This is a genomic window from Achromobacter sp. UBA5777, from assembly GCF_002418565.1.
GTDB classification, from domain to species: Bacteria; Pseudomonadota; Gammaproteobacteria; order Burkholderiales; family Burkholderiaceae_B; genus Achromobacter; species Achromobacter animicus.
Genome location: NZ_DIEJ01000301.1, coordinates 6,464 through 22,912, shown reverse-complemented (window position 1 = coordinate 22,912; position 16,449 = coordinate 6,464). Strand labels below are relative to the sequence as shown.

The window sequence follows — 16,449 nt, the reverse complement described above, 5'->3', positions numbered from 1 at the left end:
GGCAAGCTGCTGGGCGTGCCCGCCGCGCAGATTCTGCCGTTCTCCACCGGCGTCATCCTGGAACCCCTGCCGCTCGACCGCCTGGTCGCCGGCCTGCCTGCCGCCATCGCCGACCTGGCCGCCGACCACTGGTCCAGCGCCGCCCACGGCATCATGACCACCGACACGCTGCCCAAGATTTCGTCCGCCAAGGTGCAGATCGACGGCAAGACGGTCACCTTCACCGGCATCAGCAAGGGCGCGGGCATGATCCGTCCCAACATGGCCACCATGCTCAGCTTCCTGGCCACCGATGCCGCCATTGCCCAGCCGCTCCTGCGCAAGCTGGCCGTGGAAATCGCCGATGCCTCGTTCAACCGCATCACGGTCGACGGCGACACCTCCACCAATGACTCCTTCATCATTGCCGCCACCGGCAAGTCGGGCGTCAATGTCAACAGCGAATCCGACGCCGCCTACGCCGCCGTGCGCGAAGCCCTGACCGCCGCCGCCCTGGAACTGGCCACCAAGATCGTGCGCGACGCCGAAGGCGCCACCAAGTTCATGACGATCCGCGTCGAAGAAGCCGGCACCACCGAAGAAGCCCTGAAGGTCGCGTATGCCGTGGCGCACTCGCCGCTGGTCAAGACTGCGTTCTTCGCATCCGACCCCAACCTGGGCCGCATCCTGGCCGCAGTTGGCTACGCCGGCATCGACGACCTGGACGTGTCCAACATCCGCCTGTGGCTGGACGACGTGCTGGTCGCCAAGAACGGCGGCCGCAACCCCGACTACCAGGAAGCCGACGGCCAGCGCGTCATGAAGCAGGCCGAGATCTCGGTACGCATCGCGCTGGGTCGCGGTCAGGTCAGCGACACGGTCTACACCTGCGACTTCTCGCACGAGTACGTGTCGATCAACGCCGACTACCGTTCCTGATCGACCATGACGGCTACCGAGTTCACCACGCTGATCCAGCGCGCCGAACGCGTGCTGGCGCAGCTGGAGGCCTTCCTGCCTCCCGCCCCGCCCGATATCGACTGGAGCGCCCACGCGTTCCGCTGGCGCAAGCGCGGCGCGCGCGGCTGGCTGGATGCCGTGCGCCACGTCGCGCGCATCGACATGCAGGACCTGCAGCACATCGAGCGCCAGAAGGCCACCATCGACCGCAACACGCTGCAGTTCCTTGAAAAAAAGCCCGCGAACAACGTGCTCATGACCGGCGCACGCGGCACCGGCAAAAGCTCGCTGGTCAAAGCCATGCTGGCCGCCTACGGCGACCGCGGCCTGCGCCTCATCGAAGTCGACAAGTCCGACCTCGGCGACCTGGCCGACATCGTCGAACTGGTGGCGGCGCGGCCCGAACGCTTCATCGTGTTCTGCGACGACCTGTCCTTCGAAGAAGGCGAGGCCGGCTACAAGGCGCTGAAATCCGTGCTGGACGGTTCGGTGTCGGCCTCGGGCGACAACGTCCTCATCTACGCCACGTCCAACCGGCGCCATCTGATGCCGGAATACATGAGCGAAAACCTGCAGGCCAAGCACCAGCCCGACGGCGAAATCCACCCCGGCGAAACGGTCGAGGAAAAGATCTCGCTGTCCGAGCGCTTCGGGCTGTGGCTGTCGTTCTACCCGTTCAAGCAGGACGACTACCTGGACATCGTGTATCACTGGCTGCGCGAGCTGGGCTGCCCCGAACAGCACATCGAACCCTCGCGCACCGAGGCGCTGCAATGGACCATCGAACGCGGCTCGCGTTCGGGCCGTGTGGCGTATCAGTTCGCACGCGACTGGGCGGCCCGCCATGTCTGAAAAGATCGTCGACGTCGCCGCGGGCCTGATCCTGCGCCCGGACGGCAAGCTGCTGCTGGGCCAGCGGCCCGAAGGCAAGCCGTGGTCCGGCTGGTGGGAACTGCCGGGCGGCAAGCTCGAACCCGGCGAGACCGTGCTGCAGGCGCTGGCCCGAGAACTCCAAGAAGAGATCGGCATCCGCGTCACGCAGTCGCGCCCCTGGGTCACGTACGTGCATGCCTACCCGCACACCACGGTGCGCCTGGCCTTCTGCCACGTCACCGGCTGGGAAGGCGAGCCCCAAAGCCTGGAAAACCAGCGCCTCGAATGGGTGGATCCGGCCAACGCGGCCTCGGTGGGCGACCTGCTGCCCGCCACCCTGCCCCCGCTGCGCTGGCTGCAATTGCCCACCACCTACGGCATCAGCGCCATCGGCTCGCGCGCGGGCATCGCCCCGTTCCTCGGCCGCCTGGACGCGGCGCTGGCGCGTGGCGTGAAACTGGTGCAATTCCGCGAACCGCAATGGCCGGACGGCGTGGGCGCCAGTTCGCTGCATGAAGTGCTGCAACAGGTCATCAAGCGCTGCCGCGCCGCCGGCGCGCGCGTGCTGGTCAACAGCATCCATCCCGTTGCATGGTGGAAAGAAGCCGACGGCGTGCACCTGCGCACGGCAGACGCGCTGCGCCTGACCGCCCGTCCGGAATTGCCCCGCAACGCGCTGGTCGGCGTCTCCGCGCATGACAACGCCCAGGTCGTCCACGCCCGCGAACTGGGCGCGGACTTCGCCGTGCTGGGTCCCGTGCTGGATACGCCCAGCCATCCCGGCGCGCCGACGCTGGGCTGGGAAGGGTTTGTGGAAGGCAACCGGGATGCCGGCATACCGGTGTTCGCGCTGGGCGGTCAATCCACCCAGACCGTCTCGCAAGCCTTGCGCCACGGCGCGCACGGCATCGCCGGGATCCGCGGCGTGCTCTGATTGCACGTCGCCTGACCTCGCCTTGCCGCGCAACGGCCCATGCCCCGCATGGGCCGTTTTGTTTTTGACTCGCGCGGGAAAGCGCGCATAGACCAAACACCCGCGCCGATGCACCCTACATGCCGTGACCGGCCGCCATCGGGCGGACGGGGTTGCATGCGCCTGGCGGACAGACGCATGGCATCGCATCGAGGGAATCCATGTCTGACATCGCATTTGCCACCCTGGCCGATCTGGCGGATGGCCTGGCGCAGGGCCGCTACAGCTCGGTCGAATTGACGCGCCACTTCCTGGACCGCATCGACCGGGCAAATCCCACGTTGGGCGCTTTCATCAGCGTGGACAACGCAGGCGCGCTGCGCTTGGCCGAAGCCGCCGACGCGCGGCGGCGCGCGGGCTACGGGCTGCTCAGCCCGCTGGACGGCGTACCGGTGGCCGTCAAGGATTTGTGCGACATCCAGGGCCACATCACCACGGCGGGGTCCGAGGCCTGGCGCGAACGCCGCAGCGGCGTCACCGCCACCGCGGTCACGCGGCTGCTGGACGCGGGGATGGTGATGCTGGGCAAGACCCATATGGTGGAATTCGCCTTCGGCGGCTGGGGCACGAATCCCGTCATGGGCACGCCGCGCAATCCCTGGGACCTGGAGCGTGCGCGCGTGCCCGGCGGCTCATCCAGCGGATCCGGCGTCGCCGTGGCGGCCGGCCTGGCGCCTGCGGCCCTGGGATCGGACACCGGTGGTTCGGTACGGATCCCGGCCGCATTGAACGGCATCACGGGCCTGAAGACCACGCGCGGTCTCATCAGCCTGCACGGCGCGGTGGCGCTGTCGACGACGCTGGACACGTTGGGCCCGCTGACCCGCGACGCACGCGACGCGATGCTGCTGACCGCATTGATGGCCGGCCACGATACCCAGGACCCGTTGACGTTCGGCATCCCCGCGTTCGACTACCGGGAGCCGGCCGGCGGCGCGCAGCCTTTGCGCGGCGTGCGCATCGCGGTGATGCCGACCGCGCAGCATCCCATCGCCGTGGACGCCGACGCGCTGTCGGCGCTGGACGACGCGCGCCGCGTGCTCGCCGCGCTGGGTGCGGATGTGGCCGAGACGCCCCTGCCCTTCGACTTTCGCGAGATGATGCAGCGCAACGGCCAGATCATCTCGGCCGAGGCCTACGCGCTGCATCGCGGCTACATCGAGGACCCTGCCAAGCCCATCGGCCAGTATGTGCGCGCCCGCGTGCTGTCGGGCAAGGGGATCTCGGCCGCCGACTACATCACGGCATTGCAGGCGCATGCGCAGGCACGCCGCGACTGGCTGGACTGGATGCAGGAGTTCGACGCCGTGCTCACGCCAGCCGCCCCGTTCGGCGCGCGTCAGCTGGCCGAGGTGGACGAAGCGGCCACCCCGCTTGCGGCGTTTACCCGCCCGGGCAACTACATGAATGCAGCCGGGTTGGCGCTGCCCGCGGGCTTCACCAGCGACGGCTTGCCGCTAGGTGTGCAGTTGCTGGGCAAGCCCAACGCGGAAGGCGTGCTGGGCAAGATCGGCATCGCATTCCAGGCGGTCACCGAATGGCACCGCCAGCGGCCGGATCTGAAGGCGGTTGGCTTGTAAGGCCACCGCCTGGCGCAGGGGCGCCGGCCACGCGCGAGGTTACTGCGCCGGCGTTGGCGCGGCAGGTGTTTGCGCGGCGGACGTCTGCGTCACGGCCGGCCCGGCGCCGTCAGCACGCGCCGTCTCGACCGGCAGTCCTTCCCAACCGCCGCCCAGCGCGACGATCAGATTGACGCTGGCCACCAGCCGGTTACCCAGCAGGCTCAGCGCATTGCGCTCGCTGCTGAGCGCCGTGGCGTCCACCACGGCCACGCTCAGGTAGTCGACCAAACCCGCCTTGTACTGGTTCTGAATCAGGCGCAGCGATTCGCGCGCCGATTCCAGCGCGCGGCGCTGCACGATCTGCTCCTGCTCCATCACCCGAAGCTGTATCAGGTAGTCCTCGACCTCGCGCAGACCGGTCAACGCCGCCTGGCGATAAGCCGCGGCCTGCGAGTCATACGAAGCGCGGGCCTGCTCGACCTGGGCCTCGCGCGCGCCGCCGTCGAAGATTGTCAGCGCCAGCGCCGGCCCCAGCGACCAGAAGCGCGCGGGCGCCGTCAGCAGCTCCGCGAATTCGCCATTGCGAAAACCGCCGTCGGCCGACAGCGTCAGGCTAGGGAACCACGCGGCCTGCGCCACGCCGATCTGCGCGTTGGCGGCTGCGGCGCGGCGTTCGGCGGCGGCCACGTCGGGACGGCGTTCAAGCAGCTCGGACGGCAGGTCCACCGGAATCTGCGGAAGCCGCAACGTGAACACCGCGGGCGGCAGGTTGAACTGCGAAGGCGCCTGGCCCATCAGCACGGCGATCGCGTGCTCATACTGGCCGCGCTGCCAATCCAGGTCGATGGACTGCGCGCGGGTGCTTTCAAGCTGCGTGCGCGCGACGGCCACGTCGGCCTGTCCCGCAACGCCGACTTCGTAGCGATTCTGCGTAAGCTGCAGGGACTTTTCGTACGCGGCCACGGTGGCGTCGAGCAGGCGCTTTTGTTCGTCCAGCACGCGCAGTTGCAGATAGGTCTGCACCAGCGCGGCCTGCGCGCTCAAGCGGGTCGCACCCAGGTCGGCCAGGCTGGCGGCGGCGCTGGCTTCAGAGGACTCGACGCTGCGGCGCACCCGGCCCCAGACGTCCAGTTCCCAGCTGACGCTGCCGGTCAGCGAATACTGGTTGGACACGTTGCTGCCGGAACCCGTCGACGAACCGCTCTGCCCGCCGTTGCCGCCTCGGGTCATGCCCGCCCCCGCGCCCACGGTGGGGTAGAAGCCCGAACGCGCGCCGCGCACCAGACCCAGCGCCTGACGGTAGTTCGCCTCGGCCTGCGCGATGGTCTGGTTGGATGTGTTCAGGCGAACCAGCAGGCCGTCCAGCGTGGGGTCGTCATAGACCTTCCACCACGCGCCGCGGTCGGCGTCGTCGCGCGGCTGGGCCGGCTTCCAGCCGGGCACCTCGATCTGGCCTTCCTTGTAGGCCGCGCCCACGTCCAGCGCCGGGCGCTGATAGTCGGGCCCGACCGCGCAGGCGCCCAGCAGCACGCAAAGCGCGAGCGTGGCCGCAGCGCGGGCAAGAGTGGCGGAGGAATACGGCTTGGTACGGATCATGTGTGTTCTATGGAAGCGGAATTCCCGCCCCGCGAAGCGCGCCGGCGCGCGGCCCACAGGCGGAAGCGGTCCAGATAAAGATAGACCACGGGCGTGGTGTACAGCGTGAGGATCTGGCTCAGCACCAGGCCGCCCACGATGGTAATGCCAAGCGGCTGGCGCATCTCGACGCCGGCGCCGGTGGCCAGCACCAGCGGCAGCGCACCGAAGATGGCCGCCATCGTCGTCATCATGATCGGGCGGAACCGCGTCAGGCACGCCTGGAAGATGGCGTCGCGCGGCGTCATGCCGTGGTGGCGTTGGGCGTCCAGCGCAAAATCCACCATCATGATCGCGTTCTTCTTGACGATGCCGATCAAGAGGAACACCCCGATCAGCGCAATCAGCGTGAAGTCGTATCGCACCAGCAGCAACGCAAGCAGCGCGCCCAGCCCCGCCGACGGCAGCGTGGACAGGATGGTGAGCGGGTGGATGAAGCTTTCGTACAAAATGCCCAGCACGATGTACATGGTGACCAGCGCGGCCAGGATCAGCCAGGGTTGCTGCGCCAGCGTCTGCTGCAGCGCGGCCGCGGTGCCCTGAAAGCCCGCCTGGATCTGGTCGGACGGCAAGCCCAGGCGTGCCACGGCATTGTCGATCGCGGTGGTCGCTTGCCCCAGCGACACGCCGGGCGCCAGGCTGAACGAAATGGTGTCGGCCACGAACAGGCCCTGGTGACTCACGCTGAGCGGCGCGTTGGCGTTTTCAAGTTTGGTGAACGCCGACAGCGGCACGCGGGCGCCGTCCGCCGTGATGACCTCGACCTGGCGCAGCGATTCGATGTCCTGCGCGAACTTCGGGTCCACGCCCAGCACCACGTGATACTGGTTGAGCGGCCCGTACATGACCGACACCTGGCGCTGGCTGAACGAGTTGTTCAGCACGGTGGAGATGGTGGCCATGCTGATGCCCAGCCGCGTCGCGGCTTCGCGGTCGATGACCAGGTTGATCTCGCGGCCGCGATCCTCGACGTCGGCATCCACGTCGGTGATCTCCGGAATCTTGGCCATCGCCTGCTGCACCTTGGGCATCCAGGTGCGCAGCAGTTGCAGATCGCCCGACATCAGGGTGTAGTCGTACGAGCCCTGGCTTTGGCGTCCGCCGATGCGGATGTCCTGCTGCGACACCAGGAACAAACGGGCGCCGGGCATGTTCTGCAGCTTGGCTCGCAGGCGATTGATGACCACGTCGGCCGAAACCTTGCGCTCGCCCAGCGGCTTGAGCTGGATCTGCATGAAGCTGCTGTTGCTGCCGCCTCGCCCGCCCGCGTAGCCGGTCATGCTTTGCACGGCCGGATCGTCCAGCACCACCTTGCGCAGCGCTTCGAGCTTGGGCAGCGTGGCCTGGAACGACGTGCCCTGGTCGACACGGAAAAAGCCCAGCAGCTGACCGGTGTCCTGCTGCGGGAAAAAGCCCTTGGGCACCACGGTGTACAGATAGACGTTCAGGCCCACGGCGATCGCCAGCGTCAGCATCATCAGGCGCCCGTGCGCCAACGCCCAGCCCAGCGAGCGGCGATAGCCGTCCTGCATGGACTGAAAGCCGCGCTCGGTCCAGCGCGCCAGCCGGCCTGGCGGCTTGGGGTCCTTGGGTTCGGGCCGCAGCAGGCGCGCGCACATCATGGGCGTGAGCGTCAGCGACACCACCAGCGACACCAGGATGGCGGCGGACAAGGTGACGGCAAACTCGCGGAACAGACGCCCCACCACCCCGCCCATCAGCAGGATGGGAATGAACACCGCCACCAGCGACAGGCTCATCGACAACACCGTGAAACCGACCTCGCGCGAGCCGCGCAAGGCGGCGCGCATCGGCGACATGCCGTTCTCGACGTGGCGCATGATGTTTTCCAGCACCACGATCGCATCGTCCACCACGAAACCCGTGGCGACGATCAGCGCCATCAGCGAGATGGTGTTCAGCGTGTAGCCGCACAGGTACATGATGCAGAACGTGCCGATCAGCGACACCGGCACCGCGACGCTGGGAATGATGGCCGCGCGCCAGCGCCGCAGGAACAGCAGCACCACCAGCACCACCAGCCCGACGGCGATGATGAGCGTCAGCTCGGCCTCATGCAGCGACGCGCGGATGCTGGGTGTGCGGTCCTGCGCGACCGTCATGTTGACGTCGGCGGGCATCAGCGCCTGCAGCACGGGCAACTGCGCCCGCACGGCGTCCACGGCTTCGATGATGTTGGCGTCGGCCTGCCGCCGCACGACCATCAGGATCGCGTTGCGGTCGTTGAAAAAGCCGGTCTGATACAGGTCTTCGACCGAGTCTTCCACCTTGGCCACATCGGACACGCGCACCGGCCGGCCGTCGCGCCAGGCGACGATCAGCGGCCGGTACTCCTCGGCCCGGCTGAGCTGGTCGCTGACCATGATCTGCCAGTGGTAGCGGTCGTTTTCAAGCACGCCCTTGGGGCGGTTGGCATTGGCGTTGGCCAGCGTGGCGCGCAGTTCGTCCAGCGACACGCCCTGGTTGGCCAGCGCCCCGGGGAGCACCGTCACGCGCACCGCGGGCAGCGAGCTGCCGCCCACCGTGACCTCGCCCACCCCATCCACCTGCGACAGCTTCTGCGCCACGATGGTGGAGGCCAGGTCGTACAACTGGCCCTGGCTGAGCGTGTCGGACGTCAGCGCCAGCGTCAGGATCGGCGCGTCCGACGGATTGGATTTGTTATAGGTGGGATTGCTGCGCAGGCCGGTCGGCAAGAGCGAACGCGCCGCGTTGATCGCGGCCTGCACGTCGCGCGCCGCGCCGTTGATGTCGCGCGACAGGTCGAACTGCAGCGTGATGCGCGTGGAGCCCTGCGAGCTGCGCGAGGTCATTTCAGTGACGCCCGCAATGCTGCCCAGCGACCGCTCCAGCGGCGTGGCGACGCTGGAGGCCATGGTCTCGGGACTGGCGCCCGGCAGGCTGGCCGACACGGAGATGGTCGGGATGTCCACCTGCGGCAGCGGCGCCACGGGCAACAGAAAGAACGCAAGCATGCCGGCCATCACGACCGCCAGGCTCAGCAGCGTGGTCGCCACCGGCCGGACGATGAAGGGGGCCGACAGGATCATCGCGCGTCTCCAGCGGACGGCGCGCCGGCGCCGCGCCAACGGCGGGACATGCGATCGAACATCAGGTAGATGACCGGCGTCGTGAACAGCGTCAGCACCTGCGACAGCAGCAGGCCGCCGACCATCACCAGGCCCAGCGGCTGGCGCAGTTCAGCGCCCGTGCCGGTGGACAGCATCAGCGGCAAGGCGCCGAACAGCGCGGCCAGCGTCGTCATCAGGATGGGCCGGAAGCGCAGCAGCGCGGCCTCGTGGATGGCCTCGCGCGGCGCGAGTCCGCGCTTGCGTTCGGCGTCCAGCGCAAAGTCGATCATCATGATCGCGTTCTTCTTGACGATGCCGATCAGCAGGATGATCCCGATGATGCCGATCATGTCCAACTCAGTGCCGCTGATCAGCAGCGCCAGCAACGCCCCCACACCCGCGGACGGCAGCGTGGACAGGATGGTGATGGGATGGATGTAGCTTTCATAGAGCACGCCCAGCACGATGTACATCGTGACCACGGCCGCCAGAATCAGCCACAGCGTGCTGGACAGCGAATTCTGGAACGCCAGCGCCGCGCCCTGAAAGCGCGTTTCGACACTGGTCGGCATGCCGATTTCGGCTTCAGCCTTCTTGATGTTTTCGACGGCGTCGGACAACGATGCGCCGGGCGCCAGGTTGAACGACACGGTCACCATGGGGAACTGATCGAGCCGGTTCACGGCCAGCACCGTCCGGCCTTCGCTGATGTGCGCGACTGACGACAGCGGCACCTGCGCGCCCGTGGACGTGGGCACGTGGATCTGCCCCAGCGCGCTGGGCGACATCTGGAACTGCGGCAGGACTTCGAGCACCACGCGGTACTGGTTGGACTGCGTGAAGATCGTGGAGATCAGCCGCTGGCCGAAGGCGTTGTAGAGCGTCTCGTCGATGACGGCGGCGGTGATGCCCAGCCGCGAGGCCGCGTCGCGGTCGATCTCCACCCACGTCTGCAGGCCGTCGTCCTGCAGGTCGTCGGCCACGTCCATCAGGCCCGGCACGGCGCGCAGACGCTCGACCAGCTTGGGCGTCCATTCGCTCAGCACCTTCAGATCGGGGTTGGACAGCGTCATCTGGTACTGCGTGCGGCTGACGCGGTCTTCGATGGTCAGATCCTGCACCGGCTGCATGTAGACGGTCAGGCCGTCCTGCTTGTTCAGGCTTTCCTGCAGGCGGGCCATGACGGTGCGCAGATCGCCATTGCGCTCGGCCTGGGGTTTGAGCGAAATCTGCATGCGGCCGGCGCTGAGCGTGGCGTTGCTGCCGTCCACCCCGATGAAGGACGAAACGGCCTGCACGTCGGGATCTTCCAGCACCAGGCGGGCCGCTGCCTGCTGGCGCTCGGACATGGCGGTGAACGAAATGGATTGCGGCGCCTGCGTGATGGCCTGGATGAGGCCGGTGTCCTGCTGCGGAAAGAAGCCCTTGGGCACCACCAGGTACAGCAGCACGGTCAGCGCAAAAGTGGCCACCGCCACGATCAGCGTCAGCGTCTGATGGCGCAGCACGACCTGCAGCATGCGGTCATAGCCGGCGATGATGCGGTCGATGAAGGCGCCCGTGGCCTGATGAAAACGCCCGTGCTTCGTTTCGGATTCGGCGCGCAGCAGGCGCGCGCACATCATCGGGGTCAGCGTCAGCGACACCACCAGCGAGATCAGGATGGCCACCGCCAGCGTGATCGCGAATTCGCGGAACAGCCGGCCCACGACCTCCGTCATGAACAGCAGCGGAATCAGCACGGCGATCAGCGACAGGGTCAGCGAGATCAGCGTGAAGCCAATCTGCGACGCGCCTTTCAGCGCGGCCTGCATCGGCTTTTCGCCTTCTTCGATGTGGCGCGCGATGTTCTCGATCATGACGATCGCGTCGTCCACGACGAAGCCCGTGGCGATGGTCAGCGCCATCAACGTCAGGTTGTTGATGGAGAACCCGGACAGATACATGATCCCGAAAGTGCCCACCAGCGACAGCGGCACGACGACGCTGGGAATCAGCGTGGCCGTCAGGCTGCGCAGGAAGATGAACGTGACCATGACCACCAGCCCGACGGCCAGCAGCATTTCAAACTGCACGTCGGCGACCGAATCACGGATGGTCTGCGTGCGGTCCGACACCACCGTCACGTCCAGCGTGGCGGGCAGCGCGGCACGCAACTGCGGCATCAGCGCCTGAATGCGGTCGACCACGTCGATCACGTTGGCGCCGGGCTGGCGCTGGATGTTCAGCAGGATGGCGGGCTTGTCGCCCGCCCACGCAGCCTGGCGGGTGTCCTCGGCGCCTTCGACCGCGCGCGCCACGTCGGCCAGCCGCAACGGCGCGCCGTTCTTGTACGCGATGATCAGGCTGTTGTAGTCGGTGGGCGACTTGAGCTGGTCATTGGCGTTGATGGTGGTGGAGCGCTGCGGACCGTCCAGGTTGCCCTTGGGCTGGTTGACGTTGGCGCCGACGATGGCGGTGCGCAGGTCGGCCAGCGACAGGCCATTGGCTGCCAGCGCCTGCGGATTCACCTGGACGCGCACGGCCGGGCGCTGCCCGCCCGCCACGCTGACGAGACCCACGCCCGGAATCTGCGACAGCCGTTGCGCCACGCGCGTATCGACCAGGTCGCGCACCTGCGGCAGCGGCATGGTGGGCGACGTGATCGCCAGCGTCAGCACCGCCGCGTCGGCCGGGTTGACCTTGTTGTAGGTGGGGGGCACCGGCAGGTCGGACGGCAGCAGGTTCGACGCCGCGTTGATGGCCGCCTGCACCTGCTGTTCGGCCACGTCCAGCGGCAGCGTCAGGTTGAATTGCAGGGTGATGACCGAAGCGCCGCCCGAACTGGTGGACGACATCTGGTTCAGCCCGGGCATCTGGCCGAACTGCCGCTCCAGGGGTGACGTGACCAGCGACGTCATGACGTCGGGACTGGCGCCGGGATACAGCGTCACGACCTGGATCGTCGGGTAGTCGACTTCGGGCAGCGCCGAAACGGGCAGGAAACGGTAGGCGATGAGGCCCGCGATCAGGATGGCCACCATCGACAGGGTGGTGGCCACGGGGCGCAGGATGAAGAGGCGCGACGGGCTCACGGCGTTCTCGGCTTACTTGGACGCGGGCGTGGTGCCGGCCGGCGCCCCCGCGCCCAGCGTCTTGTCGCGGGTGGCGGGAATGACTTCGGCGCCGCCCAGGATTTCCACCTTGGCGCCAGCGCGCAGGCGGTCGGTGCCTTCCGTGACGACGCGGTCACCCGGCTTCAGCCCCTCGTTGACGGCGACCATGCCGCTGTTGATGGCGCCCAGCTTCACCTGGCGCACCGCGATCGTGTTGTCCTCCTGCACCAGGAAGACGAACGCGCCGGCCGAGCCCTGCTGGACTGCCGCCGTCGGAATGGCGGTCACGTCCTTGCGGGTCAGCACGTGCAGGCGCACGTTGACGAACTGGTTGGGGAAAAGCGCGTCGTCGGCGTTGTCGAAGCGGGCCTTGAGCTTGAGCGTGCCGGTGGTCACGTCGATCTGGTTGTCCAGTGTCTCGAGCGTGCCGGTCGCGATGCGGCGGGTGTCGGCGCGGTCGTAGGCGTCGACCGTCAGCGTCTTGCCGGCGGCGAGTTCCGCGCGCACTTCGGGCAACTGCGTTTCGGGCAGGGTGAAGACAACGGAAATCGGCTGAGTCTGGGTGATGACGACCAGACCGTTGGTATCCGAGCTGGACACGAGATTGCCGCGGTCCACTTGGCGCAGACCCAGACGGCCGCTGATCGGCGCGGTGATGCGCGCGTAATCCAGTTGCAACTTGGCGTTGTCGACGTTGGCCTGGTCGCTCTTGACCGTGCCCTCGTATTGGCGCACCAGCGCGGCCTGCGTGTCGACCTGTTGGCGGGCAATGGAATCCTGCTTGAAGAGCGCCTGGTAGCGTTGCAGATCGCGGCGGGCGTTTTCCAGCTGGGCGAGGTTCTGCATCTGCGTGCCGCGCGCCTGGTCCAAGGCCACCTGGAACGCACGCGGGTCCACTTGCGCGAGCAGGTCGCCGGCCTTGACCTGCTGCCCTTCCTGGAAGGCGACGTTGACGAGTTCACCGCTGACGCGGCTTCGGACGGTGACGGTGTTGTAGGCGGTGACCGTGCCCAGCGAGCGCAGGAAGATGTCGATGTCCTGCTGGGCGGCGGTGGCGATCCGCACCGGCACCGGCAGGTTGGCCATGGCCGCCATGGGAGGCCGGCCGCCGGCACGTCCGCCCGTACCACCCTGCTTGGCCGAGGGCCGGAGCACCAACCACGCGATCGCCGCCACAACGAGGAGCAGCAAAACCAGGCCGACCACGCGGCGACGGCTCCAGCGGGAGGGTGGGGATACAGGACGGCTATCGGACATGGAAACGGTTCCGGCACACTCGGAAGGAAAGCCGTATTGTCTACTAGACCGTCCCGATTTCGGCCCTGATGACCGTCATGCTGAAACTACCCGCAACAGGAATCCGGGCAGCGAAACCCTGCGTAACTTCAGCCTAAGAGCTACAGAGGGTCATCTTGAATGACACATCACGGGCCACCTGCTGGGGTTTGAACTCTCCGTCCTGGGTGGAAAAACGTATCCAGATCATGTACTTATTGGCGCTGATCTCGGGGAAGACGCCGTGGGTGGGGTCCACCCAGACGCGCAGCAGCTGGAACTGCTTGCCGCCCAGCATCTGCTGATAGGCGCCCTGCTCGGCCACGATGTCGGTCTTGCGTCCGGACTCGCGCAACAGGCGCAGCGCCAGGGTCAGGCCATCGTAAAGGGGAATGAAGGGGGACACCCAGGCCTGCAGGTCCGCGCAGCGCGCGGCTTCGGGCTTGTTCTGCCAGGCATAGTACGAAGGCATGTCGACCTGCGTGGCGCTGCCGGGCACCGACAGACGTCCGCGCAGGCTGGTCAGCCATTCGTTTTCGCGCAGCGACTGGCCGGTCTTGCCAGGGGCAGCCAGCGCACTGGCCACCTTTTCCATTTCGCGCAGCATGCCTTCCAGCGCGTCCTGCGCAACGCCGGGATGATCGCGCAGCCCGACCAGCGCAAGGCGCTGGCGTTCAAGGTCTTGCAGGACGGCGCCTTTCACGTCGGTGCGTTCGCACGCGTCGAGCAGATCGAATAGGGACGTGACGGCAACCTGATGCTGGCGTGAGTCACCCTCGCGAGCAAAGAAGAAGAGCCTGTCGAACAGGTATTCCAGCCGCAGATAAGCACGGATGCGCTCGTTGAAGGGATATTCGTAAACGATCACGCTTTTTTACAGGCCCTATCAAGTGGTTGGCCGGCGGCCAAGAATTTTCAGGGGTGCCGGCAGCCGCTGGCTTACCGGCCCGTGGTGGTCGCCAGCGCAAGCCAGCGGTCATGCAGGGTCAACGCCCGCGCGCGCAACTGTTCCGGTGTTGTCGTTGCGTCGTTGAGTATGACGTCGTCCGCGACCTCCAACCGGTGTGCCCGCGCAGCCTGTGCCGCCATGATACGCCTGATGTCCTGCTCCGTCAGCCCGCTGCGCTGCTGCACGCGAGCGACCTGCGTTTCGGGATCGCAATCGACCACGCAGATACGATCCACGCGGTCTCGCCAACGATCCAGGGACTCAACCAAAAGCGGCACCACAAAGACCAGATACGATCCGCGCGCGGCCGCCGCCTGCCGCTGCGTTTCGCGGCCGATGGCCGGATGCAGCACGGCCTCCAGCCGCCGCCGCACCTGCGGATCGGCGAATGCCTGCGTGCGCATCCACGCGCGGTCCAGCGCGCCGTCGGGGGTCAGCGCCTGCGGTCCGAATTCGTGTTCGATCGCGGGCATGGCAGCGCCGCCGGCGGCGGTGAGCGATCGCGCGATCTCGTCGGTGTCGACCAACGCCGCGCCCCACTCCGCCAGCATGTCCGCCACGCGGGACTTGCCCGAGCCGATGCCGCCCGTCAGACCAATGTTGAACATGCTGCCTTTCCTTTGTCTTTTGCTGAGTGCCGTTGCATGGCCTTCGATCCGGCGGCCCTCGGCTAGCCGATCGTCCTGACCGGCCGTCCTGACCGGCCGTCCCTAGTTCATGAACTGCCACATGCCTTGTTCGCCACCCAGCAGCAGCATGACCAGGCCGGCCAGCGCCAGGTACGGCCCGAAGGGCAAGGGCTGGCCGCGGCTGGCGCGGCCGGTGAGCGTCAGCGTCCCGCCGATCAGCACACCCACCAGCGACGCACTGAGCAGCAACATCGGCAAGGCCTCGACACCAAACCACGCGCCCAGCGCGGCCAGCAGTTTGAAGTCGCCTTGCCCCATGCCTTCGCGCCCGGTCAACAGGCGGAACACATGAAAGATAACCCACAGGAAGAGATACCCGGCCGCCGCGCCGACCACCGCCGTCTGCACGCTGGTGAACGCGTCGAACAGGTTCACCAGCAGGCCCGCCCACACCAGCGGCTGCGTCAGAACGTCGGGCAGCAACGTCGTTTCGAAGTCGATCCATGCCAGCGCCACCAGCATGGCCGACAAGCCCATGGCCGCCAACGCGATCGGCGTCGCGCCAAAGCGCAGTGCGCAGGCGGCGAACAGCGCGCAGGTCAGGAGTTCAATGACGGGATAGCGCCAGCCGATGGGCGCGTGGCAGGCCGCGCACCGGCCGCGCAGCAGCAGCCAGCCGAGCACGGGAATGCGGGCCATTCTTTCGATGGGCGCCTCGCAGGCCGGGCATTGCGAGGCCGGCGACAGCAGGCCATAGTGCCCGGCGGGCCGCGGCTTGCCGGCGGCGTCCAGGCACTGCGCCTGCCATTCGCGCTCCATCATGCGCGGCAGCCGATGGGTCAGCACCGTCAGCCAGTTGCCCACGAACAGGCCCGCCAGCGCCGCCACGCCGATGAAGACGCCAAAGGGTAGATCAAAGACGTGCCACATCGGCGTCATCGCCCCTTGCCGTCCAGACGCGCCTGCCCATCCGACAGACCGGCGATGGCGCAAGGAATGAGGAGCCGCGCGCGGCCGTGTCGTAATTTGTGCATAAAGTGCCGGGATGCCCGGGAACGGCTAAGGGGAACGTATCGAATCTTCGCATAAGTGCGTAAAATCGGAGACAGACTCAATTCACGGATAAGCTGCCATGGCCGCGCGCGTAGAAATCGTTTCCCGCTCCCGCAAACTCAGCGTCATGGGGCTGCTGCTAGCGGGCACCGTGATCGCCGCAACCGGCTGCGCCAAGCAGAAAGCTGAGGGCTATTACGATCTGCCGGCCGAAAGCACCGTGACCGACGCCCAGTACCAAGGTTCCGGCGCCGGCTACCGCACCGTCATCCGCGCCCCGTCGCAAGTGCAGATCGAGCTCAAGCCCGACGCGCGCCGTCAACAGAACCAGAATCAGCAGGCGGTTGCCGCCGGCCAGACCACCGAAGACGGCC

Annotated in this window: 11 protein-coding genes and 1 pseudogene (1 of these 12 running past the window's edge); 5 read left to right on the top strand and 7 right to left on the bottom strand. The window is 67.3% G+C overall.

Annotation, left to right across the window (positions count from 1 at the left end):
* From argJ to B3446_RS26255, 4 genes are all read left to right on the top strand, one after another.
* A partial coding sequence (gene argJ / locus B3446_RS26270) for a bifunctional glutamate N-acetyltransferase/amino-acid acetyltransferase ArgJ (protein WP_291386873.1) occupies positions 1 to 918 on the top strand: 918 nt, incomplete at its 5' end.
* Between the two features lie 6 nt (positions 919 to 924).
* The gene (locus tag B3446_RS26265; protein WP_291386871.1) at positions 925 to 1,791 is read left to right on the top strand and encodes an ATP-binding protein; all 867 of its coding nucleotides are present in this window, start codon (positions 925 to 927) and stop codon (positions 1,789 to 1,791) included.
* Positions 1,784 to 2,746 carry a Nudix family hydrolase gene (locus tag B3446_RS26260; protein ID WP_291386869.1) on the top strand — a complete coding sequence of 321 codons (963 nt, stop codon included), beginning with the start codon at positions 1,784 to 1,786 and terminating at the stop codon, positions 2,744 to 2,746. Before B3446_RS26265 ends, B3446_RS26260 begins: the two co-directional genes overlap by 8 nt.
* Before the next feature lie 200 nt (positions 2,747 to 2,946).
* Complete coding sequence (locus B3446_RS26255) at positions 2,947 to 4,365, top strand: amidase (protein WP_291386867.1); 1,419 nt, start codon at positions 2,947 to 2,949, stop codon at positions 4,363 to 4,365.
* Positions 4,366 to 4,404: 39 nt separating this feature from the next.
* On the opposite strand, the gene B3446_RS26250 is transcribed toward B3446_RS26255, so the two are convergent.
* The 7 genes and pseudogenes from B3446_RS26250 to B3446_RS26220 form a co-directional block, all read right to left on the bottom strand.
* The gene (locus B3446_RS26250) at positions 4,405 to 5,943 is read right to left on the bottom strand and encodes an efflux transporter outer membrane subunit (RefSeq protein ID WP_291386865.1); all 1,539 of its coding nucleotides are present in this window, start codon (positions 5,941 to 5,943) and stop codon (positions 4,405 to 4,407) included.
* Positions 5,940 to 9,053, bottom strand: coding sequence for a multidrug efflux RND transporter permease subunit (locus B3446_RS26245; RefSeq protein ID WP_218342218.1), 3,114 nt, complete (start codon positions 9,051 to 9,053; stop codon positions 5,940 to 5,942). Before B3446_RS26245 ends, B3446_RS26250 begins: the two co-directional genes overlap by 4 nt.
* Positions 9,050 to 12,148, bottom strand: coding sequence for an MdtB/MuxB family multidrug efflux RND transporter permease subunit (locus B3446_RS26240; protein WP_291386862.1), 3,099 nt, complete (start codon positions 12,146 to 12,148; stop codon positions 9,050 to 9,052). The genes B3446_RS26245 and B3446_RS26240 overlap by 4 nt, the downstream gene beginning before the upstream one ends.
* 12 nt (positions 12,149 to 12,160) lie before the next feature.
* Positions 12,161 to 13,426, bottom strand: a complete 1,266-nt coding sequence (locus tag B3446_RS26235; protein ID WP_291386860.1) for an MdtA/MuxA family multidrug efflux RND transporter periplasmic adaptor subunit — start codon at positions 13,424 to 13,426, stop codon at positions 12,161 to 12,163.
* 133 nt (positions 13,427 to 13,559) lie between these two features.
* Positions 13,560 to 14,312: a cell division protein ZapD gene (zapD, locus tag B3446_RS26230; RefSeq protein ID WP_291386858.1), complete on the bottom strand. Its 753-nt coding sequence runs from the start codon at positions 14,310 to 14,312 to the stop codon at positions 13,560 to 13,562.
* Positions 14,313 to 14,358: 46 nt separating this feature from the next.
* Positions 14,359 to 15,001: pseudogene (gene coaE, locus B3446_RS26225) on the bottom strand (dephospho-CoA kinase); the annotation flags it as partial.
* Positions 15,002 to 15,103: 102 nt separating this feature from the next.
* The gene (locus B3446_RS26220; RefSeq protein WP_279975134.1) at positions 15,104 to 15,952 is read right to left on the bottom strand and encodes a prepilin peptidase; all 849 of its coding nucleotides are present in this window, start codon (positions 15,950 to 15,952) and stop codon (positions 15,104 to 15,106) included.
* 202 nt (positions 15,953 to 16,154) lie between these two features.
* On the opposite strand from B3446_RS26220, the gene B3446_RS26215 reads away from it, so the two are divergent.
* Positions 16,155 to 16,449, top strand: the start of a protein-coding gene (locus B3446_RS26215; protein ID WP_291386854.1) for a copper resistance protein NlpE N-terminal domain-containing protein. Its footprint extends 467 nt past the window's final position; the window shows 295 of its 762 coding nt (coding positions 1-295); the start codon lies at positions 16,155 to 16,157; the stop codon falls past the right edge of the window.